Origin of the sequence: Psychrobacillus sp. AK 1817 (assembly GCF_008807035.1) — a bacterium.
GTDB lineage: Bacteria > Bacillota > Bacilli > Bacillales_A > Planococcaceae > Psychrobacillus > Psychrobacillus faecigallinarum.
Window position 1 is genome coordinate 2,136,647 of record NZ_CP031739.1, and the last position, 25,293, is coordinate 2,161,939.

The 25,293-nt window shown below is 37.5% G+C and carries 22 protein-coding genes; 3 read left to right on the forward strand and 19 right to left on the reverse strand.

Annotated elements, in window-relative coordinates; translation table 11 throughout:
* Window positions 1-90: 90 nt before the first annotated feature.
* Together D0S48_RS10565 and D0S48_RS10570 are read right to left on the reverse strand one after the other, a co-directional pair.
* Complete coding sequence (locus tag D0S48_RS10565) at window positions 91-324, reverse strand: hypothetical protein (protein ID WP_151111572.1); 234 nt, start codon at window positions 322-324, stop codon at window positions 91-93.
* A gap of 10 nt (window positions 325-334) precedes the next feature.
* A complete protein-coding gene (locus D0S48_RS10570) occupies window positions 335-1,597 on the reverse strand; it encodes a CYP152 family fatty-acid peroxygenase CypC (RefSeq protein ID WP_151111573.1) in 1,263 nt (420 codons plus the stop codon).
* A 151-nt stretch (window positions 1,598-1,748) separates the two neighbouring features.
* Here D0S48_RS10570 and D0S48_RS10575 point away from each other — a divergent pair, with 151 nt between their 5' ends.
* Entirely contained in the window at window positions 1,749-2,378 is a 630-nt protein-coding gene (locus tag D0S48_RS10575; RefSeq protein WP_151111574.1) for an alpha/beta hydrolase, read from the forward strand.
* A gap of 69 nt (window positions 2,379-2,447) precedes the next feature.
* On the opposite strand, the gene D0S48_RS10580 is transcribed toward D0S48_RS10575, so the two are convergent.
* The 3 genes from D0S48_RS10580 to nagA all read right to left on the reverse strand — a co-directional run bounded on the left by D0S48_RS10580 (window position 2,448) and on the right by nagA (window position 5,528).
* Complete coding sequence (locus tag D0S48_RS10580; protein WP_151111575.1) at window positions 2,448-3,449, reverse strand: YeiH family protein; 1,002 nt, start codon at window positions 3,447-3,449, stop codon at window positions 2,448-2,450.
* 194 nt (window positions 3,450-3,643) lie between these two features.
* Window positions 3,644-4,351, reverse strand: a complete 708-nt coding sequence (gene nagB, locus D0S48_RS10585) for a glucosamine-6-phosphate deaminase (protein WP_186318166.1) — start codon at window positions 4,349-4,351, stop codon at window positions 3,644-3,646.
* Between the two features lie 10 nt (window positions 4,352-4,361).
* Complete coding sequence (gene nagA, locus D0S48_RS10590; RefSeq protein WP_144538455.1) at window positions 4,362-5,528, reverse strand: N-acetylglucosamine-6-phosphate deacetylase; 1,167 nt, start codon at window positions 5,526-5,528, stop codon at window positions 4,362-4,364.
* A 406-nt stretch (window positions 5,529-5,934) separates the two neighbouring features.
* Here nagA and D0S48_RS10595 point away from each other — a divergent pair, with 406 nt between their 5' ends.
* Window positions 5,935-6,642: a hypothetical protein gene (locus D0S48_RS10595; protein ID WP_144538454.1), complete on the forward strand. Its 708-nt coding sequence runs from the start codon at window positions 5,935-5,937 to the stop codon at window positions 6,640-6,642.
* Window positions 6,643-6,692: 50 nt separating this feature from the next.
* Here D0S48_RS10595 and D0S48_RS10600 read toward each other — a convergent pair whose 3' ends face one another.
* From D0S48_RS10600 to D0S48_RS10655, 12 genes are all read right to left on the reverse strand, one after another.
* Entirely contained in the window at window positions 6,693-8,330 is a 1,638-nt protein-coding gene (locus tag D0S48_RS10600) for a thiamine pyrophosphate-binding protein (RefSeq protein ID WP_144538453.1), read from the reverse strand.
* A 14-nt stretch (window positions 8,331-8,344) separates the two neighbouring features.
* Window positions 8,345-11,083: a bifunctional diguanylate cyclase/phosphodiesterase gene (locus tag D0S48_RS10605; protein ID WP_151111576.1), complete on the reverse strand. Its 2,739-nt coding sequence runs from the start codon at window positions 11,081-11,083 to the stop codon at window positions 8,345-8,347.
* Window positions 11,084-11,616: 533 nt separating this feature from the next.
* Entirely contained in the window at window positions 11,617-12,408 is a 792-nt protein-coding gene (locus D0S48_RS10610) for an ABC transporter ATP-binding protein (RefSeq protein WP_151111577.1), read from the reverse strand.
* A gap of 20 nt (window positions 12,409-12,428) precedes the next feature.
* A complete protein-coding gene (locus tag D0S48_RS10615; RefSeq protein WP_151111578.1) occupies window positions 12,429-13,643 on the reverse strand; it encodes an ABC transporter substrate-binding protein in 1,215 nt (404 codons plus the stop codon).
* Between the two features lie 37 nt (window positions 13,644-13,680).
* Window positions 13,681-14,742 (reverse strand): branched-chain amino acid ABC transporter permease, encoded by a 1,062-nt coding sequence (locus tag D0S48_RS10620; RefSeq protein WP_151111579.1) that lies wholly within the window; start codon window positions 14,740-14,742, stop codon window positions 13,681-13,683.
* A 4-nt stretch (window positions 14,743-14,746) separates the two neighbouring features.
* Entirely contained in the window at window positions 14,747-15,631 is an 885-nt protein-coding gene (locus tag D0S48_RS10625) for a branched-chain amino acid ABC transporter permease (RefSeq protein WP_144538448.1), read from the reverse strand.
* Window positions 15,628-17,505: an AMP-dependent synthetase/ligase gene (locus D0S48_RS10630; RefSeq protein ID WP_151111580.1), complete on the reverse strand. Its 1,878-nt coding sequence runs from the start codon at window positions 17,503-17,505 to the stop codon at window positions 15,628-15,630. The genes D0S48_RS10625 and D0S48_RS10630 overlap by 4 nt, the downstream gene beginning before the upstream one ends.
* Before the next feature lie 16 nt (window positions 17,506-17,521).
* A complete protein-coding gene (locus D0S48_RS10635; protein ID WP_151111581.1) occupies window positions 17,522-18,295 on the reverse strand; it encodes an ABC transporter ATP-binding protein in 774 nt (257 codons plus the stop codon).
* 244 nt (window positions 18,296-18,539) lie between these two features.
* A complete protein-coding gene (locus D0S48_RS10640) occupies window positions 18,540-19,751 on the reverse strand; it encodes a NupC/NupG family nucleoside CNT transporter (protein ID WP_144538445.1) in 1,212 nt (403 codons plus the stop codon).
* Between the two features lie 250 nt (window positions 19,752-20,001).
* The gene (locus D0S48_RS10645) at window positions 20,002-21,207 is read right to left on the reverse strand and encodes an EAL domain-containing protein (protein WP_151111582.1); all 1,206 of its coding nucleotides are present in this window, start codon (window positions 21,205-21,207) and stop codon (window positions 20,002-20,004) included.
* Between the two features lie 97 nt (window positions 21,208-21,304).
* Window positions 21,305-21,952, reverse strand: coding sequence for an SIMPL domain-containing protein (locus D0S48_RS10650; RefSeq protein ID WP_151111584.1), 648 nt, complete (start codon window positions 21,950-21,952; stop codon window positions 21,305-21,307).
* 120 nt (window positions 21,953-22,072) lie between these two features.
* Window positions 22,073-22,780, reverse strand: a complete 708-nt coding sequence (locus D0S48_RS10655; protein ID WP_151111586.1) for an alpha/beta fold hydrolase — start codon at window positions 22,778-22,780, stop codon at window positions 22,073-22,075.
* A 234-nt stretch (window positions 22,781-23,014) separates the two neighbouring features.
* Here D0S48_RS10655 and D0S48_RS10660 point away from each other — a divergent pair, with 234 nt between their 5' ends.
* Window positions 23,015-23,380: a DUF2188 domain-containing protein gene (locus D0S48_RS10660; RefSeq protein ID WP_151111588.1), complete on the forward strand. Its 366-nt coding sequence runs from the start codon at window positions 23,015-23,017 to the stop codon at window positions 23,378-23,380.
* Between the two features lie 46 nt (window positions 23,381-23,426).
* Here the strand turns inward: D0S48_RS10660 and hemH are convergent, their stop codons facing one another.
* Window positions 23,427-24,338: a ferrochelatase gene (gene hemH / locus D0S48_RS10665; protein WP_151111590.1), complete on the reverse strand. Its 912-nt coding sequence runs from the start codon at window positions 24,336-24,338 to the stop codon at window positions 23,427-23,429.
* Between the two features lie 158 nt (window positions 24,339-24,496).
* A complete protein-coding gene (locus D0S48_RS10670; RefSeq protein WP_151111592.1) occupies window positions 24,497-25,153 on the reverse strand; it encodes a vWA domain-containing protein in 657 nt (218 codons plus the stop codon).
* Window positions 25,154-25,293: the final 140 nt, after the last annotated feature.

Sequence of the window (25,293 nt, forward strand, 5' to 3'; positions counted from 1 at the left end):
CTTCGGCTAACGCTACTTTTTCTCGAGGGGCAAGGCGCTAGACAAATCTTTGCTTCTTGTCTTTTAAAAAGGTACCTAGTGACTGAAAATTCACTTAGGTACCTTTTTTTTAGTTTTATCTACACGATGGTATTCAGATATTTGGACTACTCGGACATCCTCTGTATTTAACTCATGGTAAATTCCTCTACTATCTCGAAAGGAAATATATTGGTCTCTCTCACTTTGGATAAGGTCCTCAGCTTCTTCTTGAGAATCTAAGTGTATAAACCTCCTAATGTAGTGGTTTTCATCAAAAAAGTAGGTTACTTTAAATTCTTTCATATTTGTTCTCCTATTGCGGCTTGCTTCTTACATTAGCCATGATAAATTTGCTATGTGGGAGACTAGGTATACTCACCATACTATAACTTAAATCTTGATTTGGAATTTCATAATCAAGTTTATTTGAAAGATATTGAAGACTCACCTTCATTACTTCAATGGTTACCCATTCTCCAGCACAGCGATGTCCCATATTGAAGTCACCTCCGCCTTGTGGAATAAAGCTAAATGGACTCTCATCCCACCCCTCGAAACGTTCAGGATTAAAAACTTCAGGATTATCCCATAGGTTTGGGTCATGGTTGGTACCATATAAGTCCAATAGCGTTAACGTACCCTTTTCAAATTGAAAATTGTTCCATATAAAATCCTTCTTCACTCTTGCAACAGCCATTGGAAAGAATGGATAAAAGCGACGTACCTCTTGGACAAACATTTGTTGGAATTGTTCTTCATTCTTTAAAAGTCTTGATTTATTTTCTGGATATTGATGAACAGCTAATCCAGTGAAGGTAATATAGACGGAAATTGCTACAATTGGCCTGATAATATTCAGTACTTCCACTGCAACGATTTCTTTGTCCAAAAGTTTACCATCTATATCCCTATGAATTGAAAAGTTATACAAGGCAGAGCCTTCCCGTGGTGATAACTCCTTATTTCTAACTTGCTCCACCATTTCTCCAACCCAATCCTCTAATTCCTTCCTTGCATGCCTTCCCATCCAATGTTCGGGACCTAACGCAGACGCAGATTCAAATAATTTAGTCAGTTGCTCCGTCCGCTTTTTAAGTTCACCCTCATTTAAAGGAACGCCTGCCCATTCACATGCTAGTTGGCATAATAACTCTCTGGATTCATCGTATAAATTAATCTGTTCTTTTTGCTCCCATTCGCTACCCTTTAAATCCCAATTCTTATGAGTCAGACTTTTTAAGTGCTCCAAATGTGAAGGTGTCATTATAGACATGAACATACCTTTTCGGTTTCTATGCTCTTCCTCGTCTAAAGTTTGAACTCCCCCCTCACCAAATAACGTTTTTTGAAGTCTCTTTGGTGCAGCTCCATTCCTCATAAATTTGTCATTGTCATAAAAAAGTTTTGATGCTTCCTCTCCACCCAAACATATTGCCTTTTGTCCTAGGAGACGAGTTTCAAAAATATTAGAGGCGAAACTCTTCCGCCTATTAGCCAAGTACATATATCCTTCCCGTAATAATGTGAGGCTATGATCCAAACCCTCTTCTTTTGGCATTTGACTTGAATTCGTCATTTCAACCATCTCCTTATTAGCTACTATTGTTGGTTTACTTTTCCCTTTTTAATCTGATTAAAACTAGCAAGGGGCTAACACTAATGTTTTAAAAGATATAAGGTTGGTATGCTAAAATAAATGTACAGTCTCCAGAAGGGAAGAAACCATTATGAAATCACCTTTTACATACAAATACTTACCACCTAAAACTATCACTCCCAACCAACCATCTCTATTTTTACTGCATGGTATGGGTAGTAACGAAGCGGATCTGCTCCAGCTTGTAAAAGAATTCGAAGGAAGCCATCATATATTTAGTTTGCGTGGACCCATCGTGTTTAGTCCTGGATATGCATTTTTTACTATTGAAGAAGCGGGAAAACCACATAGAGAGGTTTTTGATAAGGTCGTGACTTATCTGCACCAATTCATCGCAGAGGCCATAGAAGAATATAATCTGGATCAAAACAAAATAAATTTATTAGGTTTCAGCCAAGGAGCTGTATTGGCTCAAACTTTAGCTTTTACTATGGGTAATGTTATTAATGGAGTAGTTGCTTTAAGTGGTTATTTACCCGATTTCGTTAAAGAGGAATACAGAAAGCATCCTATTGAACATTTGAACGTTTTCATATCTCATGGGGATTATGATTATGTCATTCCATCTCAATGGGGAGCAGAGAGCAAAGAGTACTTTGAGGAACAAGGAGCTAATGTGACGTTTAAAACATACGAAGACGGTCATGGTGTTATTCCTGAAAATCAGCGTGATATCGTTACTTTTATAAAAGAACTATAAGAAAATTTCTATGAAAAATGCTCTAAGCTGATTTGCTAATAATCAACTTAGAGCATTTTTATATAACATCTACAATAAAAGCAATATTAAAATTAAAGCCACAGAAATTTGGAATACCCCTACTCCTCCAGCATATATAGTTAAATTCCATCCCGACTTTATAAGTTCTTTTATTTTTACCCCCATCCCTATCCCTGCTAGTGCGATAATTTCTAAATATCCTCCTAGCTCTTTTATAGGATTAGTAATGGTAGCAGATGGCTGCAATAAACTATTAATACAGCATAGTAGAAGGAATCCTGCCACATACCAAGGAATAATTTTACCAAAGCTAAACTTCTCTTTCGTCGCTACCTTATTTTCCTGTTTTCTAAATTTAATCTGCTTTAACACAAAAACCACTGCGACTAGAAAAATAATTCGACTTATCTTAAATACCGCTGCTTGGTCCTTTACCTCTTCTCCAACAATACTCCCACTTGCAACTACTTGTCCTACCGATTGTAGCGTACCTCCTATGAGAGCAGCAGATGGTATCACAGCATTAGAAAATACAAGATTTGTGATTACCGGTAAAAAAATCATTAGAACAGATCCAAGAAGGTTAACCAATGTCACAGATAAAGCAATATCAGAGGATTTGGCCTGGATTGCTGGCCCTGTCGCAGCAATGGCCGAGGACCCACATACAGCATTACCACTAGCCATTAGTAAGGAGAAATCTTCGCCAAATCTTAGCTTTTTACCAAGCCAGACAACAAAAATGATGGTTAAAGACATTTGAATAACGATAAAAGAAAGCCCTGACACTCCCATTTCCATGATTGTTTGGAAAGTTAAAGTCGCCCCCAATAAAACGATGGAGTAATACAAGAGATTACTTTCAGAAAATTTCACTCCAGCAGACCATCTTGGAGACGAACTAATTTTCAAATTCCCAATTAAAATACCGATTAAAATAGCAAACAGTCCACTTCCCAAAGCAGGAAATAACTCCCCGATAAACCTTGCTATAACCGCAATGATCATACATAAGAACAACCCTGGTAAAATTCGAGCAATTTTTTTCATATCTATCCCTCGCTACTAAGCTTCTAAATAAAAAGCGTTAGTTTTCTTTATACTAAACTTTAGAATAAGACTTTTATTATCGTAAGTAAAATGAAAAAAAGCTATTAAGTACTTAGTAGATACCTGACCTCCTAAATAGTTGGAAACCAAAAAATCCTCCAACTTGTAAGAGGGAGGATTTAGTATATGCTTTTTTAACTACCGTAAATAATCGTCACATCAGGATGATTCTTTAGACAGCTAGCTGGAAATTCCTCTGAAATACCTTCTTGCTGGATACGCTTAAGAGTTTCAGTTTTATTTTCGCCAAAAGCCAAGAGAATAATTCGCTTAGCTTCCATAATAGTTTCAATCCCCATGGTAATTGCAAGCTTGGGAACTTCTTTTTCTTCAGGAAAATATTTGGCATTATCCTGCCTTGTTTTCTCAGCAAGCTCTACAATATGGGTTCTTGTTTGAAAAGAAGTACCAGGCTCGTTAAACCCGATATGACCATTTACCCCAATCCCTAACAACTGAAGATCAATACCACCATTCTGCTCAATTAACTTATCATAATAGGCACATTCCTTCTCCAAATCCTCTGCTAAGCCATTCGGAAGATGAGCATTTTGTCGCGGAATATTAATATGCTTAAATAGGTGCTCGTACATATAATTATGGTAGCTAGTAGCCTCCTCCGCTGCAATTCCCACATATTCATCCAAGTTAAAGGTATTTACCTCCGCAAAGGAAATATCGCCCTTCATGTGGCATTGGACTAGTTCTTTGTAAAATCCTTCTGGGGTTCCTCCTGTAGCCATCCCTAACACACTTTGCGGCTTTTCAATTAGCTGCTTCTCAAAAATAGCGGCTGCCATTTTGCTCATTTCATCATATGTATTTACTTTTATCCATTTTATATTATTTGCTTTAACCATTAGAATAACTCAGCCTTCCTCTACAAAAAGTATATTGAACCTCAAAGGAATCGTTTAGCAATACAATGTCCGCATCTTTTCCAACTGCAAGACTTCCTTTTCGATTATCTATCCCTAATCTCTTTGCTGCGTTTGTCGACGTTATTTTCACTAGCTCATGTAAAGGTAGATTAGTTAAACTCTGAATCCTTCTCATACCTTCATTCATTTTAAGCACACTTCCAGCTAGAGTTCCATTTTCCAAGGTGGCAGTACGATCAACTACCTTAACCTTTTGATCACCAAGTGTATAGATTCCATCGGGAAGTCCCTTCGCTCTCATGGAATCTGTTATGAGGATGATTCTATCAGTGCCAATTACCTTCATTACTAATTGGAGCATATCATCGGAGAGGTGGATGCCATCAGCGATTATCTCACAGAAAAGCGAGTCATTCATGAAGCCCGCACCTACCATGCCTATTTCTCGATGATGAAGACCTGTCATCGCATTAGTAAAATGGGTTAAATGGGATAAACCATTTTGCACCGCGTCATTAACCTCCAAATAAGATGCCTTTGAATGTCCTGCGGAAGAAATTACCCCCTGTTCTTGTAAAAATTGAAGCATCTTAAATTCTTCGTCAAGTTCCGGGGCTAGTGTGACAACTTTTAATTGAGCAAGATGTTCTCCAAACCAGGTTTTCAACAATGAAACAGATGGTTTTTGTATATGCTGAATAGGCTGAGCTCCCGCCTGCTCCGGGTGAATAAATGGCCCTTCCAAATGGAAGCCTAGCATTTCTGCACCCTGTTCCTCATTAGATTTTTTTAAAAAGCTTGTGTTCACATCTACCGATTGCTGTATACGTTCCTGTGAATGAGTAATAGTTGTTGCTAAAAAAGATGTAGTGCCTTCTTGGGGTAAGTACGCAGATATTCGTTCTGTTGCATCTATCTCTCCGTCCATAAAGTCCGCCCCCACTGCTCCATGGATATGAATATCAATAAAGCCAGGCATTGCCACGTAACCCCTCCCGTCCAGTATAGCTCCCTCATATCCTTCTATTTTACCCTCAGATATACAAGCAATCTTTTCGTTCATTATTAAAATATCTCCATCAATCAATCGGCCATCTTCTGCGCAAATCTGAACGTTTTGAATAAGATAGTTACTCATTAGAAACACCTTTCCATTGAATATTTTGACCACTAAAAAATTATATATTTCTAAATAATCATACAATATATAACGAAAGATTAATATATCTTCAGAGCTTTATTTAAATAAGATCTTCTAATCCATATTTGTATGAATCCATTTCATGATTAAAAAAGACGAGCCATGGGAAGTTAATACAAGGTATGATTGATTTCCTATTTAGAAGACCCTTTCCGTTGCGGATGATAAGCTCACTGGAGTCGCTGTCTGCCGCTAAAAGAAACAGTGTAAAAAAGTTGGGATTTAATAGTAAAGTGCTATATATGTAATTAGCTCATATTACTCAAAATTATAATATATTCATTAAAAATAATTGTTTCATCAAAGTTTTAATGTATGATATATAAAAATAAGGAGGAATATTATGGCATACTCATTTTCTTTAAAATACCACCCATCTATTGATCAAATAATTATTCATACCTTAAAAAAAGAAGGGTTAGATGAAATATCATTAGATTCAAGGCTTAAGAATATGTCTAAAATTGAAGCAATGGATCGATATTTTGATTCCGAAGAGATACAAGTAAATACCGAATCAATTGCCCATTTTGTCCACCATGCTTTTTATATTGATTTAGACAAAGCTTATCTGTTAGACAAGGAAACTTCAGCAAAGCTAGAAGATCCTTCTCCAAAGGCTGCTATTACTTGGTGTTTGTCCAATCATCAACAAGAATGGACCGGCGAGCAAATTCGTGCTCTATTAATAAAGCTGTTTGGCATTAACACAAATGGTCTTGCATTCTTAGAAAATAAAGGAATCTCCTTATATTCTAAAAAGCAGTGGATTCTTCGACAGGACAGTGATTTGTTTATTGTATCTACTGGAGCTAATGACATAGATGTATACATAATAGCAACTGATTTTTTTAAACTTAAAACTGGATTAGACGGCTTACCAGAGAGTTTACATGAAAACTTAAATAGTCTTGGTTTTACCTATGACCATGAAAAAATGTGTTATTACTATTGTACTTCTGATAACCAGCCAGTACCTGACGCATTTAAAAAACAGGTCCTTGATAGTTTAATAGAAGTGATAAATACTAAGTACAGCCATGCCATGTAAATATAGAAGGAAAGCTCTTACCTGAGAAAAACAGATAAGAGCTTTATAATTTATTTTCCAAATGATGACAGGAATTTAACCCGATCTCCCATCGGCGGAATGTTGTTATCCACCAAAGATATTTCTAATATAGCCGGGCCATTCATCTGAAGGAGGCTATTAACTACTTCCTCATTCAGGTCTCCCATTTCTTCTATACGAATACTAGGTATGTTCATTGCTGCAGCCATTGCAGCAATGTTAATCGGCTCTTGTGCAAATGTTGGATGAACACGTTTGTATTGCAGATTATGACCATGGTATACCATGCCTAATCGGGCATTGTTCATAACAACAAATAGAACAGGAATGTTGTATTCTTTAGCAGTCAAAATTTCCATCCCATGCATGAAGAAACATCCGTCTCCTGTAATTGAAACTGTAGGACGATCTGGCTCCGCAAGCTTTGCACCTATGGCAGACCCTATACCACTTCCCATAGCACCGAAATGAACATTTATATCAAATGTGCTATATTCAAGAACATCCATATGATGTATAACATAAGCCATAAATTCCCCAATATCTATTGTGTATCGAGTAGAAGAAGGAAGATAAGACTGCAACTGTAGCAATACATTCTTAGTGCTATATTCATCTAGAATTTGATCATTATTTTCTTTTCTATTAAACGCCATTTCTTTTCTCGTAAGCCCTAAAGACTTAAGCTCCTCTATTAATGCAGAAAGGCTTAGTTGAATATCGCCTAGGACAGGGATATCAATTGAATACTTGCGATTAAAGACGGTTTCATCGAAGTCCATTTGAACCGTAAAGCGCCCATCAGTAAGACTGCTGTTATAGTTATTAGTCGCTGTTTCTCCAAGGCTTGAACCAATAATTAAAAGTGACTTACCGTCTCCATCATTTATAAGATTAGTGGCTTGTTCTGTAGCTGCAAATCCAAATACCCCAGCAGATAATGGGTGATCTTGGCGAACATAGCCTTTTGCGACAGGAGTTGTCATTATTGGCCATTCCAGAATTTCGGCTAACTCAAATAATAGGTCTACAGAATTTCTAACTCCTTGCCCTACAAATATATAACCACTTTTTCTTTCCACTAGCTCTTTAGCTACCAGCTTAATCGTTTCAAGGTTTGGTATTACTTCTTCTCGTACTAGTATGGAAGGAATCTCTTCAATGCCACTAGGCCCTTGTTGAACATCAATTGGCATAGCAATATGAACTGGTCCAGGTACTCCAGAAACAGCAATTTTTGTAGCCTTTACAATCTCCTTTAACAAATCCTTTGAGTCTCTTACTGTCACACTATACTTCGTTACAGATTTATAAATAGGGTCCGCATCAAGCTCTTGAGAAGCATTTAAGCCTTCCGTACTCACTGGTACAGCTCCCGTTAAAAACAAAATCGGCAAGTGTTCTCTCATGGCATTTGCTGCACCTGTCACTAAGTTAGTGCCGCCAGGTCCACTGCTTCCAATACACACACTTAGCTGATTGGAGTACTTTGCATAGGCTGCCGCCATATAAGAGGCTGCCCCCTCATGCTTAGTTACAATTGGCGTTATCTCCGGCATATCATATAATTCATTGAAAAAAGCGTTCACAGAGCCTGCTGGTATTCCAAATACGTGTTGTACACCGATCCCCTTTAAATATTCCAACACAGAACGAACAGCCTTCATTTCATATCCCCCTATTAAATCAAATATTTTTCTTTTAATGCCTCTGCTTTTAAAGGAACACTAAAATAATATCCTTGCATTAAATAGCAATCCTTTGACAACAGAAAATCTAACTGTTCCTTTGTTTCGACACCTTCCGCAATTACATTAAGCTTCAAATTCTGTGCTAGTGTGATGATTGTATTGGTAATGGCTGAATTACTATCATCATCTTCTCTAATATCCTGAATGAATGATTTGTCGATTTTTAACGCATCAATTGGAAAGTTCTTAAGATATCCTAATGACGAATATCCTGTGCCAAAGTCATCTATCGCTATCTTCACGCCAATCTCTTTTAGCTGCTCCATCATTTCAACCGTCAAGTCTTTGTTTTTAATGATTTGATTTTCCGTCAGCTCTAAATGTAAAAATTCGGGCGCCAAATTTACATCGATTAAAATCCTCTGAACTACTTCTACTAAATCATTTTCTTCAAATTGTCTACTTGATAAGTTAACGGAAACACTCAATGCATGATTCCCCTCTTCGTGCCATTTCTTCAATTGCTTACAAGCATTTTCCAATACCCATTCTCCGATTGGCACTATTAAACCAGTATCCTCTGCAATGGGAATAAAATCAGCTGGAGAAATCATCCCTTCTGTTGGGTGAATCCATCTCAAAAGGGCTTCAACTCCTATAATAGAGTTTGTCCTACTATCAATTTGTGGCTGATAATATATATCTAATTCATTTCGGTCTAGCGCTTTATATAAGGCATTTTCTAGCTTAATGCTCTCTAATGATCGGTTATTCATCTCACTCTCAAAGAAGTGATATCCAGTTCCGGATTTTTCCTTAGATTTATACATGGCAGCGTCTGCATTTTTTATTAAAACTTCTCCATCTTCACCGTCTTTAGGAAACATACTGATTCCTATGCTCGTTTTAATGTATACTTCATTTCCCATTAAGGAAAAAGGCTGAGAGAATATGTCCGAAATATGGTCTACTACAAGTAACACATCTTCTATACCATTAATGTCAGGCAGAACAACAGTGAACTCATCGCCCCCCTGTCGGGAAGCAATTGCTTCTTTTGGAATTATAATTTTAAGACGGTTTGCCACCTCGCGAAGCAACAAGTCGCCATAGCTGTGTCCTAAACTATCATTAACTAACTTAAAACGGTCTAGATCCAAGTACAAAACTGCCACCTGTTGTTCTTTGTTTTCTAGTATTTTTTTTAACTTATCGTTTAACAAAACTCTGTTTGGGAGATCAGTTAAACTATCATAATATGCCAGGTATCTAATCTCTTCTTCCATTTTCTTTCTTTCAGTGATGTCCTTAAATGTTACAACTTGCCCTATCACGTTTCCATCCTCTTCTATAGAAGAAAGTACATATTCTACAGCTAAATTTGTTTTATCTTTCTTACAAAACATTTGTACTGTCTCTCCAAATGGCGAATGGTCTGGCTCATGACAAATAACTGTAGACGATGGTGTTCCAATTAGTTCTCCCTTTTCGTATCCAAGCATTTTTTCACTAGCGGGATTACAAAATGTTATTCTTCCATCCAAATCTATTCCAAAAATTCCCTCCCCGGCAGAGTTTAATATTAACTCCTTTTCTTTACTTAAATGTTGCAGCTCATGAACTACTCTTTCCAATTCTGTGTTTTTAACTCGAATTTCCGATGTTCTCTCTTCTATGATGGTTTCCTGCTTGTCCATGAAAAGCAGATTAGATAGGCTTGCTGCAGTCGCATCTACGATAGATTGGGTGAGAAGAATGTCGGACTCCGAATACTCCAATCCTTCTTCATCTAGATTCACAACTGCGATTAACCCCAGCACCTCTCCCATTGTTACTAATGGAAATAGGAACATCCCTTTTATACCAAATGTTTTACAGGCCTCATGATTAGGACGATCGTCAGCAAATACGTCTGGAATCATTATGGCCTTTTTAGTTAAAATAACCTCCTGAAATACAGGGTCATTTTCGTCTACCTTTAAAGTTTTATGCGTTTTCATCCAGTCTTCTTCTGTCCAGTCACTATTCTGACTCAGGCTGGCTGGCTTAATATTTTTTTCAGCCATAGGATCCAATAAATGAACCCCGATGTTATAGTTGCCTAACACCTTACCGACATAAAAGAAACAGCGGTCTATGACTTCCTGCATGGTTGAACACATGGATAACTCTCGGGTATGATCCAAAAGTAATTGTTTTTCCGCTATAAGATTTTCCTTGCGCGTAAGATTTGTAGCATTTTGAATAGCTACTCCAGCCATATTGACATAAGCCTCTACTGTTTGGATTTCATCTTCCGTCAAATTCATAGGTGAACCGTAATCGAATAAGAACACAAGTCCAAAAAGTTCACTTTCAAATGAGATAGGTAAAGCTAATAGAGACTTTATCTGAAATGTTTTTACGGCTCTTGGATCTGGCCTTGAATCCTTCGAAGTGTCGGGTATGTAAATAGTTTTTTGCGTTTCTATCACTTCTTTTGCAAGTAGGTCATATTCCGTTTCGATCATATGCATATCTAACGTAAACCCATTGATAAAATCCGGTTTTCCAACGAAGCCTCTAAACTGTCCATCCTGCTGCGGCAAATAAATTCCTACAGAATCGCACCGAACAATCTCCTCGGATATAGCCTTGACGACTTGCTCCAATACTTCTCTTAGGTCTAATGTAGTATTAATCAACTTAGTTATATGTGCTAGACGAGAATATCTCGTTTGCTTTTTCATAAGGGACCTCCATTTTTGAATAATCTATAAGTCTTTCATTTTAGTTAAATTAATATCTATAATAACACCTTTTTTTGTCAATAAATCTAGTAATATTATTATTTATCGAGAATTAGGAAGAACTAAAACTTTCTCATCAAAAAATATATTGTAAATATTAATACTTTTCCCTATTAACAAAATATTAAAACCAAAAATATAGAGCTTAGTACCTAAATCTCCTGTTCTATATTTATAAGTGATTTATTAGCGAGTAATTATATAGGTGTATTATAAACTAAAAAAAGGATGAACTTAGAGTTCATCCTTAAAATAGTATAATAGGTTTTTCATTGTAGCGAGTAGATACCCATTGACTATATTGAAATAGACGCAATGAGAATATACTCCTCTTAATATTTCCTTGAAGATGCTCTTTGTGCAAGGTTCTGCGACTTCTCTGCAACATTGGGATCCTTTTGCGCAAGATTTGAACTCATCTCTGCAAAGTTCAGCGGCGTCTCCGCAAGGTTCGCCACACTCTTTTAGATTTATCACCAAACCATTCGCTGTTTACGCCTAACCTCCTTATTGTCTCTGTAATTCCTCTCTCCATCTTTACCAATTCCTAAATAATGTTCCTTTACCTCTGTATTCGACAGAAGACTTGGAGCGTCACCTTGCAAAACTACTCTGCCATTTTCCATTATATATCCATAATCCGCGATAGATAATGCCACATTGGCATTCTGCTCTACAACTAGGATAGAGGTACCTTCCTCCTTATTTATTTGCTTTATATTTTGGAATATTTCCTTCACCAATAAAGGTGCTATCCCTAAGGACGGTTCATCCAATAGCAGCAGCTTAGGCTTAGCCATAATCCCTCTGCCTATAGCAAGCATTTGCTGCTCCCCTCCTGAAAGGAAGCCTGCCTTTCGGGAAGCTAGAGGTTGAAGCTTTGGAAAATATCCATATATTTTCTCTATATCACTTTTTATATTTGAACGGTCTTTTCGAGTGAATGCACCCGCCATAAGATTTTCCTCTACCGTTAAATCTTTAAAAACGCGTCTACCCTCCATACACAAGAATATACCGTGTCTTACAATTACATCAGGAGTAAGTCCCTTTAATAACCTACCTTCAAATTCGATAGTTCCGTCTGTTAATTGCCCATCCTCGGCATAAAGCAGCCCCGAAATAGCTTTAAGTGTTGTCGATTTCCCTGCACCGTTACTACCTAAAAGAGCCACGATATCTCCGGTTGGAACCTGAAGGGTTGTTCCCTTTAAAGCTAAAATAATTTTTGAGTATACTGCTTCTACATTATTAACTTTTAGCATGCCAGTTCCTCTTTTCTATTTTAGTCCTTATAGCTAAAGTAATCCGTCAAAGGTTCCCATTTACCACCCTTCACAATTCCTAGACGAGTTTGCTCCGTACCTGTATGATTGTCAGCGCTAAAGCTTACAGGTGCTCCAAGTCCACCAAGATCAAATTCTTTTAAAGATTCAAGACCAGATCGGATCTCTTCTCCTGTTATATCACCATCTGGATGTTTTTTAGCAGCTTCTTCTATACCAGCAACCATGATTTTGGCTGCCGACCAGCCTTGGATAAATTTTTGATTGATATCCTCTATTGTTTTACCCTCAGATTTTAAATATTCCTCCACCTCTGTCATTCCTGGATGATCCTCATATGGTAAAGCGTGAGAAAGAATACCAATATAGCCCTCTGCCACTTCTTCTCCCACCATTGTAATAACTCCTTCACCAGAGGCCCAATTCAAGCCGATGAATTGAGTGTCTATATTTAGGGTTTTAGCATCCCGTAGAATTGTTGCCGTTGCGCCCCATGTTTCTTGGATAATTGCATAGTCTGGATTTTTCTTCTCCATATTCAGCAATTGAGATTGCGCCTCTGTAGCTTGAACATCCACAATTTGTTCATCTACTACCTTAATACCAATTTCCGCTGCGTAAGCTTTAATATCTTCAATTGGTGAACGTCCAAATGCTGTGTCATTATATAATAGTGCTACTGTTGGATCTGATCCTTTATGATTATCCTTAATCCACTTAAGAACAGATCTTCCTTGATCGGAATATGATGCTGCAACTAAGAAGTTATAAGGACTTTCCTCTAGATTTTTCAAGCTCTCTGAATAAGATGCAGAGAAGAATGGAAGTTTATCGCTTGCCACTTGCTGACGCAATGCTTCTGTATCTCCAGTTCCCCATCCAAGAACTGCAGAGACTTTTTCCTTATCACGTAGCTCTTGATAAATCTTTTGGGCTTCTGGAATAGAATAAGCATAATCCTTCCCGTTTAACACCAAATCAACACCCTCTATTTCTCCTTTATCCTTTGCATATTTAAAATATGCTTTCTCTCCTTCAGCGTATGGTGTTCCCACGTCCCCAGTTCCGCCAGTAATATCGTACAGGCCACCAACAACTACCTTTCTAGCACCATCACTGCCTTCGGATGCACCCTCCTCTGAACAAGCGCCTAATAGCAACAAGAACAGAATACCCATTATTGTGAATATAAATTTATTACTTCTCAACTTCATCCTCAATCCCCCTTGCTTCTAATGAAAAACTAACTAGCTAATATGAAAATGGCCAAAGCCTAAAGTACTTCTTTATATTGATCCATATATGTGCGAGTCCCCCTGGCTCAAAGATTAAGAACAAAATTATCACCGCCCCAAATACAAAGTCTTTAAAGGCTGAAAAAAGCTGATAGAAATCTGGCATAAATGCTGCCAAAATATCTATGAATGAGCCTAGCATTACAGGCAACAGCGTGATAAATGCCGCCCCTAAAATAGAACCGAACACACTTCCCAAACCACCTATTAAAATCATGGCAAGGTACTCAATAGATACATGGAAATTATAGAGCTCGGGACTTACAATCATCGTATAGTGTGCAAGCAATGCACCAGAGATTCCTACAAAAAATGAACTTATGGCAAAAGCCATCACTTTATATTTAAATAAATTAATCCCCATTATTTGTGCGGCAATATCTCTGTCTCTGACAGCTAGAAAAGCTCGGCCAGTCCTCGTTCTCAATAAATTAGTGGCATACATGATTGTGAGTAATAAAATGATGACACAAAGATAGTAATACTGTGTATTACTTGTCAAAGACACATTTCCCACCCTCGGCCGATTCAAGACCATCCCAGCAGTGCCGCCCGTCAAACTATCCCATCGACTAATGACGAATAAAATAATAACTTGTGCAGCCAAAGTAGCAATCGCCAAGTACAATCCCTTCAAGCGTAGGGACGGTATTCCAAACAGTCCCCCTATTAAAGCTGTAATAATGCCAGCTAGTGGTAAAGAAATCCAAAAGCTCAATCCATAGGTGGAAGTAAGAATAGCAGAGGTGTATCCCCCCACTCCTAAAAATGCTCCTACTCCTATAGAGATTTGACCTGTAAAACCGGTCAATATATTAAGTCCGATTGCCCCAACTGCCGAGATAGCACATAAAGTAAGCAAGCCTATCCAATAATTGGTGGTAACTAATGGGAGCAGGAGGACTATCGCTACTATTAATAGACCCTTGACCTTGCCAGAGGTCGTCCCAAACATTTTGGCGTCATCTAAATAGGAGGTTTTATAATTTCCACTTTCTCTAACAAACAGGTTTCTCACAGGTTCACACCCTCTCAATTGTTCTACTACCAAATAATCCGTATGGTTTTAACATTAAGATGAGTAAAACCACTATAAATGGAGCAACCTCCTTTAAACCTCCTCCAACGAGTGGATCTATGTATCCTCCCGCCAGATTTTGAAGAATACCAATTACAAAACCACCTACAATTGCTCCAAGAACACTGTCCAATCCACCTAGAATTACAACTGGAAGGACGGTCAAACCAATAGCTGACATAGTGGGGCTTAGTCCATTGATATTTCCTAGTAATATTCCACCTACCGCCGCAACTACAGCAGCTATAGTCCAGGTCGCTGCATACACATATTTCACACTGATGCCCATAGACATAGCAGCCTGTCGGTCATCCGCTACCGCTCGCATGGCGATTCCCATTTTAGAGAATTTGAACAGCAATAGGAATATCGTGAGTAGAATTATCACAATTGCGAAGGACCAAAGATAAACGGGACTAATAATAATCCCAGAAATATTTATAGGCGTCGTCGGGAATATTTTAGGGAACATTCTTGTTTGATGACCCCAAATCATATGAACTGCTCCTCCCAACAAACTAGACAGTCCAATAGTCGCCATAATAACGGACACGACAGGCGCATTTTGTATTGGTCTAATAACTAATCGCTCCACGATTAGCCCTAGGAGTGCGCTGAATATAAGTGTTATCAGCAATGCAATGAAAAATGGAATACGGTAAGCAGTTATCAAAACTAAGCAAATATAGGGACCTATAATAACAAACTCTCCATTTGCCAAATTTAGTGCACCACTTGCCCTATAAATCAACACGAATCCTAATGCTACAAGTCCATAGATACTTCCTACGACCACACCAGTGACAAGCATTTGAAGAAAAAATGTCATAAAGTCACCTCCTGCTCTCTATTTAGTTGAACCACTCGCAAAACCTCATTCTCACTCATCCCCATAGAGATGTTTTCTTTTTCTGTATACATACCATCTATTAGCATCTCATAACGATTTTCTATAAACTTCCTTCTAATTTTATAGGTTCGGGTGAGCTCTCCATCATCCACAGAAAACGGCTTGTGTAGAAGAGTAAATTTTTTTACCCTTGCAAAGGCAGGCAATTCATTCATTAGTAATGACACCTGTCGTTCAAGAAACTCTATTACTTGACTGTGTCTGGCCAACTCCGCATATTCTGTATAAGTTATTTTTTTCTTATCTGCCCATCTCCCCACGCTTATCCAATCCATATTTATAATGGCAGTAACATATGGCTTATTTTGACCAAAGCAAACTGCCTCTAGAATGTAGGGATTTGACTTCAACTTACTTTCTATCAATCTTGGATATATAACCTCACCATTTTGGTTAACAATAATATCCTCTATTCGATCTAATATATATAGATGGCCATCATCCTCAAGGTGACCGCAATCCCCTAAGGATATCCATCCGTCTAATCCCTGTTCATTTTCCCCATTTACGCTGCCGTTTGTAACAGCAGTATTTTTAATATAAACTGCTCCATCCTCGCCAATTTTAGCCATCGTATTTGGTAGAGCCTTCCCTGAACTCCCGGCTCTTACTTCTTTATCTCTTTGGACAAAGGCTATTCCAGCAACCTCAGTTCCCCCATAGGTTTGCTTAAGGTTTACTCCGATGCTGTGATAAAAGTAAAACGCTTCTGAATGTAATGCCGCTCCTGCAACATAGGCTCTTTTAACTCTTGCCAATCCTAAATGGTCTCGGATAGCACTAAAAATGACCATATCTCCTAATATATACATGGCTTTATCAATGAATCGAAGAGATTCTTGGTTTAATTCTGCATAAGCTACCTTGTCACCGAATTTCTTAAAGTATCTAAAAATAGTCTTTTTAAATTTGCTAGATGCTTCCATTCTGTTAGTAAAGCTAGACATAATAGATTGATAGACTCTTGGCGGCGCTAATAATGTGTGTGGCCCTATCTCTCTTAAGTCTCCTAAAACTGTTTGGGGTCTTTCAGGGAAGTTAACTACTGTTCCTTCTATTAATGGAGTTACTATTCCTAATATCTGTTCATGAACCCATGCAAAAGGTAGGAAGGAAAAATAATCATCCTTCGTTTTCACTTTATCTATTGCTAACAGACCCACTGCTGCCTGTATAAGATTTGCATGAGTTAAAATAACTCCCTTAGGCGTTCCGGATGTAGCTGCACTATACGCAATGATTGCTGGATCATCTGCGAAAACCTCTGGAAGTGGTTCTAAAGAGAATTTTGCTCTTTCTCTCAACAATGCTATCCCATCCGTTAATAAATCCTCAAAATCTACCAACTTCGGATGCTTATAATTCCTCATCCCCTGTTTGTTATAAAAGATTATTTGCTCAATTAACGGTATTTGCTCTTCAATTTCTAATAATTTATCTACTTGCTCATGATTTTCAACAACTACAATACGCGCTTGACAGTCATTTAAGTAGAATACAAGCTGTTCGGGTAAAGATTCTGGATAAATCCCTACTGCTACGCCACCTAAACTTTGAACTGCAAGCTGAGTATAAACCCACTCAGGCCTATTATCCCCAATAATCGCAAGACTTTCTCCTTTATAAAAATCAAAATATTCAGATAAAACAATAGACAGTTGATTTACCTTTTTAACATATTCTCCCCAAGTTACCTCATTCCATATTCCTAGATGCTTTTGTCTTAGAGCAATCTCTTGCTGATGGTTAGCAGACCTTTCCGCTAAAAGAGTGGGTAATGTTTTTCTATCCATTCCTAGTTTCCCCTTTCTAAATAACGGTTTCTTCTCCAATATAGGCCTTTATAACGTCTGGATTTTCTTGAATTTCTGCTGGAGTTCCAAAACCAATACGCCTACCAAAATCTAACACAGCTATATGGTCAGATAAATTCATTACAACACCCAAATCATGCTCAATTAATACTACCGTTATATCCATAACCTCATGCATTTCCAAGATAAAGTGAGACATAATATCTTTTTCAGCATTATTCATCCCGGCCATTGGTTCATCCAATAATATCAAGTCAGGACTTAATGCCAGCGCTCTTCCTACCTCCACTCTTTTTTGTAATCCATAAGGCAGCGTGCCGACTGGAATATGACGAATATCCTGTAACTCTAAAAATTCAATTACCTCTTCTACCTTCTTTCTATGCTCTATCTCTTCCCTTGCTGCTTTCCCAACGTATAACCCGCCACTTAGAGGACCTGAGTTCATCAATGAATGTCTTCCAAGCTTTAGATTATCAAGAACGGACATATGGGCAAATAATGCTATATTTTGAAATGCTCTAGCAATCCCTAGTGCAGTACGATTATAAGGCTTCATATTTATAATTTCCTGTCCATTATATAAAATGGAGCCACTAGTCGGATGATAGAGACCACTGATACAATTCAACATACTAGTTTTCCCAGCTCCATTTGGCCCTATTAATGAAAAAATCTCCCCTCTGTTTATATGGTAGCTGACATCCTCTAGCGCCTTCACTCCACCAAATTGTAAAGAAACATTTTTTATCTCTAATATAGGATCCACTAGGACTCCTCCTTTTATGTAAGGGTTTACAGTTAAGCTTTTTTTGAATATTACTGTACATTCAATAGCTTTGTCAATGAAATTAATGCGACTTATTTCCTAATATTTTGTCGTTATATGTTTGAAACTGTTGAATTAAAATGAGTGGTGGTAAATATCTTTTATTCATCAAAATAAAAACCCCCTATGTCTAGTCCCATAGGAGGTTTTGTAAAATCATTATTCGACAAATAATTTTTCTATTTTATAAAAACATTCCCGCTATTGCTGCACTCAATAATGACGCTAACGCTCCAGCGATAACCGCCTTAAATCCTAGGCGTGCAATATCCTCTCGTCGGTTTGGAGCCAATGAACCTAATCCACCTAACAATATTGCCATAGAGCTCAAATTTGCAAAGCCGCAAAGAGCAAAGCTTACAACAAGATTTGTTTTTTGGGAAAGTCCCGCCATCTCATCAGTAAATGACTTATAGGCAACAAACTCATTCAAAACTAGCTTTTGACCTATAAAGGACCCGGCTTCCACTGCCTCCGACCACGGGACGCCTATTGCAAAAGCTAGTGGAGAAAAGATAAAGCCTAAAATACCTTCTATAGTAACTCCCTTATAGCCGAATAGCCCAGTAATTCCGCCAATAAGGCCGTTTAAAAGAGCAATCAAAGCAATAAATGCTAATAACATTGCCCCCACATTCACTGCCAGTTTCATCCCATCTGCTGCTCCACTTGCAGCAGCATCAATAACATTTACTTTTGAATCATCCTTTTCCAGCTTAAAATTTGTATCATCAATTGTTTCAGTTTCAGGAAAGATTAATTTTGCCATTATCAGTCCCGCTGGTGCAGCCATGAAGCTCGCAGCAAGTAAGTATTCGAGTGGTACGCCTAATAATGAATATCCTACTAAAACAGATCCCGATACTGATGCAAGTCCTCCAGTCATAACAGCAAAAAGCTCTGATTTGGTCATATTTGCAATAAAGGGTCGAACAACTAAAGGAGCCTCTGTTTGTCCAACAAAGATATTAGCAGCAGCCGATACTGATTCAGCTCTACTAGTTCCTAAAAGCTTTGAAAGTCCTCCTCCAATAATTTTTATGAAAAATTGCATGATGCCCAAATAATATAAAACAGAAATCAAAGCTGAGAAGAAAATAATAATGGTCAAAACCTGTATAACAAAGATGCTACCAAACTGATCAACATCAGATAGTGAACCAAATAAGAAAGAGATACCCTCGCTAGCATACCCAGTTAAATTTTGTACCCCTTCTGAAAGCATAAGCAATGCTTTCCGCCCTAAATCCCACTTTAATACGATAAATGCAAATACAAGCTGTATGGCTAAGCCAATTAATATAGTCCTTAAATTTATTGACCTTTTGGCATTGGAGAGAAGAAATGCTATCGCTAAAACAACAAGAATACCAGCCATTCCCCAAAGTATATTCATATGCAAAACACCTTCTTTTTTAGTGTGTTAATAGCTTTACTCAATTTAGACATATTCTAGCTATTCCCTATTTTCTTCGAAAAAACCGGTTAATCATTTTATAATAATTTATATTGACACACATAAAAAATCGAAATCTTAGAAATAGGATTTCGACGGAGTTAATATTCAATTGTCTTAAAGTTTAGAAATACTGACGATGTAAAACTTTCAAAAAAGCCTGCTTTCTTTTAAGAAAGCAGGCTTTTTTTTATCTGAATATATTTTTTTTAAATAAATAGTCATAGGAAATATCAATAAAAATATACTCGCTGTTATTGATTGGAACTGAGAAAGTTCTCGTCATTTCTCCTGTTTCAATATCACTATAAACATCCGAGAACACGCCACTCTGATCATTTCTCATTTTAATGATGGTTTTCAAAAAGTATGGTCGCCAGCTCCAATTTTTGTTAATTGCTTCTTCTTGAATTCGCCATTTGGAATCAATTCGAACAATATTCGGTGATGTCTGGAAGCCCTCCTCATCACAAATATAAAGACGGAATGAGTATTCACCCAATTCTTCCGCCAATTGCAATAATTGATTTACATCCTCACTAGATGATTTAATCGCTTGGACCTTTTTCTCTAGTTTGTTTTGTAATTCCTTCAATGCATTAAAATTCTCTTCCAATATCCGTTTTTCAGTAGCAATAAATTGACGACATCTATCCTTAAAGCTTTTCTTTAGTTGATTACGAGGAATTAGTCCTGTACTTGCTTCAGCCAAATATTTCCCCTGATAGTATCTGCCACTATTCTTCCAAGCAAATTGAAGTTGATGGACAGTATCGATACCTTCGAACAACATATTTGCTCCAATTTTACGCGCCAATGAACTAAGTGATGTAAAGAGGTCATTTTGTACTCCCCATGATTCATAGCTTAGCTGTTCAATATTTACTTTAAGTATATTAGGTGCAAGCATTTGAATATAGTCTAAATGACTCTCAGAGCCTAGCTGGTTAATGGCTATTTTTATTCCATAAGTTTTGAAATAGCGCACTACATTATTTAATTGATGAAAATCACCTTTAAAATCATGTTCAGATATCACTAAAACCACTCGAGAAAGTTCTTCCTCAGGAATATAGTGCTTGATAATTTCAAAGAAGCTTTCTCCGTAATCTAGCACAAGCAAATTAGCATTACATGGCAGATAAATATCAAAGTTCTTTGGCTGATTAACAAGCTCTCCCAAAGCAATATGGAGGATTTTATGCTCCACATCATTTCTATATTCTTCGGGAACCTCCTCATCGTAAGCGAAACTATTTAGGTCGAGGAGCTTGTCATCGTATTTTAGTTTGCCAGAAACCTCGTATGCAACAACGACATGCTCGTCTGCGCTAAAGATAGGTTGAAAATAAACCTTTACATTATCTAAGTTAGTTAGAACATCGATTGCATCCATCCTGAACCCCCCTTATCTCCATAAATACATGATAAGTCGTAAAAAGGTATTATGCAAATGGACTTTTCGTATTTTTATACAAAAAAAAATATAATTATTAAAACTGAAACTTAACTGTAACATTTGCTTTAATCGTGATAACGCCCTGTTCAATAGGAGTTGCTCCGACAGCAGAATCCAGTGACATCATTCTATACGGCACTATAGGGCTTCCTTCGTTGTTTTCCACTATTTCTATTACTTGAGGAGCAACAGAAAGCCTCATCGTCTCTGCTATCGTCTTAGCCTTTGACTGTGCATAAAGTAATGCCTTGCTAAGTGCCATTTGATAGTATGTTTCTTCGTTATCTAATCGAAATTCTATAGAAGAAATTCGATTAGCTCCATTACTGACTGCTGTATCAATTACTTTTCCAACTAGCCCTACATCAGGTATTTTCACTGAGATGGCATTAGTCACCTCATATCCTCTGAAAACCTGTTTCCCATCTACAAAATCGTAACGAGGGAAAATATTATATACAGCGGTTTGAATATTCTCTCTCGGAATTTCTAACTCCAGTATAGATTGAATAACCTGATTCATGATTGCTGCATTTCTTTGTTGAGCTTCCTCTACTTCGTTGCCTTCCGTACTAACTTCTACCTGCAGGTAAGCATGATTCGGCGGAACCTTTACCGTTCCCTCCCCATTAACGGAAATAGTTCTAATTAGAGGACAAGGCTGTAAAGCATTTGTATACATAAGATCCCCTTCCATATTGCATATACAATAGCATATGCTCCTCATCCAAAAAACTTGTTTAAAATAATAATTTCACAAGCGGAGAATATTGGACTCTTGTTACATTTCTTTCTTGCAGTATCAATGTTTCTTTAGAAATGCCTCCACTACTTTTGTATAAATAACCGGTTGATCCTCATGCACTAAATGTCCTGCAAAAGGAATTATGGCCACATGTATATGCTTGTTTTCTTTCGGATAAATTGTTGCTCCCACGGTTTCATGAGCATTGTTTTCCCCTACTATGTAAAGTACAGGGAAATGGAATCGATACATTGATAACATATCCTCAAAAGGATACCAATCCTCTTTTTTCCCTAAGTAGATGAACCGCCTCCAATCAGATAAATGTAGTTGATTGAAATAATGGACGAACTCATCGTTTAGCAAAACCTTTTCCTGAGTCCTTACGTCCTGCATATGTAAATCAAGCCAGTTATTTGGTTTAACAGGCATAATGCCCGAAACAGTAAGTGTATGAACGCTATCTGGAAATAGCCTTGCAAATTGTACAGCCACAATAGCTCCAAGTGAACATCCAACCAAATGAACCTTAGCTAATCCATAATGCTCGATGGTTTCTAATAAATCATGTGCAGAATCTATAAAGAAGTCTTCAATTTCATCTGAAGCCGACTGACCGTGCCCTCTTAAATCTGGAGAGAACACCCGATAGCTTTTGCAGAAAAACTCCCTTTGATATTCAAAATCAGTATCCCCTGTCTGTAGTCCAGTATGTAAAAAAATAAGCGGCTCTCCACTTCCCTGAATATGTGTATGTAAAATCATTTAGTAGCCCCTCTCCAATCAATTGCTCATGTTTAGTTAAAGATGGATACATCCGAATAACCCTTACAAAATATGGTATATATAAAATTATACATAAATAGAAAAGTTAAATATATATAAATTAAAAATATTTAGTTAATTTAAAGTGTGCTCCTATTTTTTCCTTCAATATTTCCAACTCGTATGTTTATATTAAATAGTTTTCGGGAAATTTTAAGCAAGGAGGCGATAGGGATGCCGTGGAGTAAAAATGATTATCCAGATTCAATGAAAAATCTTGAGCCAGACGTTCGAGAGAAGGCTATTGAAATAGCCAATGCATTATTAAGAGATGACACGGATGAAGGAAGAGCAATTGCTATTGCAACTGCTCAGGCTAGGAAGGCAGTGAACGGAGATGATAGCGGCCGACCAAGATATGAAGTAAAAGCCCGAGAGGATGACTGGGTACTACTAAAGGATGGTGGAGAACGCGCTATTTTCTCAGAGGATACCAAGGAAGCCTTGCTTGAAAAGGCAAAGCCTTACGTCAATGATCATAATGGAATTCTCGCTATTTATCAGGAAGATGGGGACTTAGATAGTACGTTGTATGAATAGTAATAGCTATAAAAAGAACTTCAGACAAATGAGGTTCTTTTTTTGTTTAACACTTCGTTATTTGTTCCTTCACTATTTCCGCCAATGCAATAACCGTATCAAATGAATCTCCGGGAAATTCAGAACGGACAAACTCTACCTTTAACTCTTCGCTAACAAGTTGTGTATCTCTTCCTATTTCAAAATAGGATTCCATGTCAGTTACTATGGATAAAAGCTCGCATGTTACAAATCCTCGAGAGCCCGCTGCTGCTAACGACCTGATAGTATCCTTGACATCTGGACCAAGCCATCCTACCTTACTGCTAGCACTGCGATAAGACATCATCCAGTTAGATACCCCAGCTTCTCTTGCAACAGCCTGAGCCATTGCTTGAAATTGTTCAATATAATCATCGTTTCCTTCTGAGTAGAGAGGTTGGCTATGGACGGTAAATAATACAAATGCATCATCCTGTACATGTGCCGGAAGCCACTTGTAGGCGCGCCTCACTCGATCGGCGTAAACAGAAATAATAGCTGGGTGAGTATTCCATTTTTTGATATGAATAAGCTTTTTATTTTCTCCTGATCGATTTAGGAAATCCTCTACTTCTTTTTGATACACACCAGCTCCACTTAGAGAAAATATAGGGTTTACTGAGAAAGTAACAACGGTATCTACCCCATCTTCTATCATTCTCTTAAGCGTCTCATCTAAATAAGGAAACGTATGCTTGTAGGCATTATATACTTTTATGTCTTTAGAATAGTTAGACAATAATTTCTCCAACCCTTGAGCAATGCGTTCGGAATGTGCACCCAATGGATCATTGGATCCGAACTCTCGATATCTTTTAACAAAGTCCCCTATCATCTTTATGGTTACCTCTTTCCCTTGAATAAGGTGGGCAAAAAAATCAGGTAAATCATCTTTTGATTTTGGAGCTCCATACGCATAAAAAATAATTCCAATCATTGTTCTTTTTACTCCCTTCTAGTCTAGTAGACATTATAAGAAAAATAAAAGAGCATCATAGCTTTTATCATTTGAACTCCAATATGATGAAATCTAGACAAAAGCATCTACTTTATTTCAAAAGGCCAGTCGTTTGACTGACCTTAATATATATATGTTTATTTTCTTTGTTGCTTGCGGCTAGTAAAATCTCTCTCTATTCCCTGCTTCCATGAACGATCTATGTTGGTACCTTTTCGATAGGAGGATACTACGTTACTAACAGATTCGTAGTTCAAGCGAGTTCCTTCTTTGTCTGCATGGTATTTTACTGCAAACTCCTCTGCAATCCCAAAATTAGCCGCAGTAGCAATTGCATCAATATTGGCGCCGAGAAATATGAATTCCCACCCATACTTTTCTTTCTGATGTGAAATCATTGCTCTAATTTTTTCATATGTGTACTCACAGCTAGAGTTTTCCATCCCATCAGTCGTAATAACAAATAATACCCTATCTGCACGTTCCTCGTGGCTAGTTCTTTTTTGTATATTCCCGATTTTCTGTATGGATGATCCTATTGAATCGAGTAAAGCTGTCATCCCCCCTACCTGATAATCTTGCTCCGTGATTGACGAAACGCCCTTAACATTTATCCGATCATGCAATAGGTCATAGTTATCGTTAAACAATACGGTTGTAACGATTGCATCTCCTTCTTCCTTCTTTTGGTTCGCAAGCATGGCATTGAACCCTCCAATAGTATCTGTCTCCAGCCCTGCCATTGAACCACTTTTGTCTAATATAAAAACTAGTTCTGTTAAATTATTTTTCATTATATTTCCTCCATTTGTTTTTTGTTTACAAATGTAGAATATCAATTACTACTATATAAAAGGTCGCTTTCGAAGGGACATTCATATTTCTCCCCACAAATTGGCAATCATTTTTTTCGAGCAAAAACATTGTCATAATT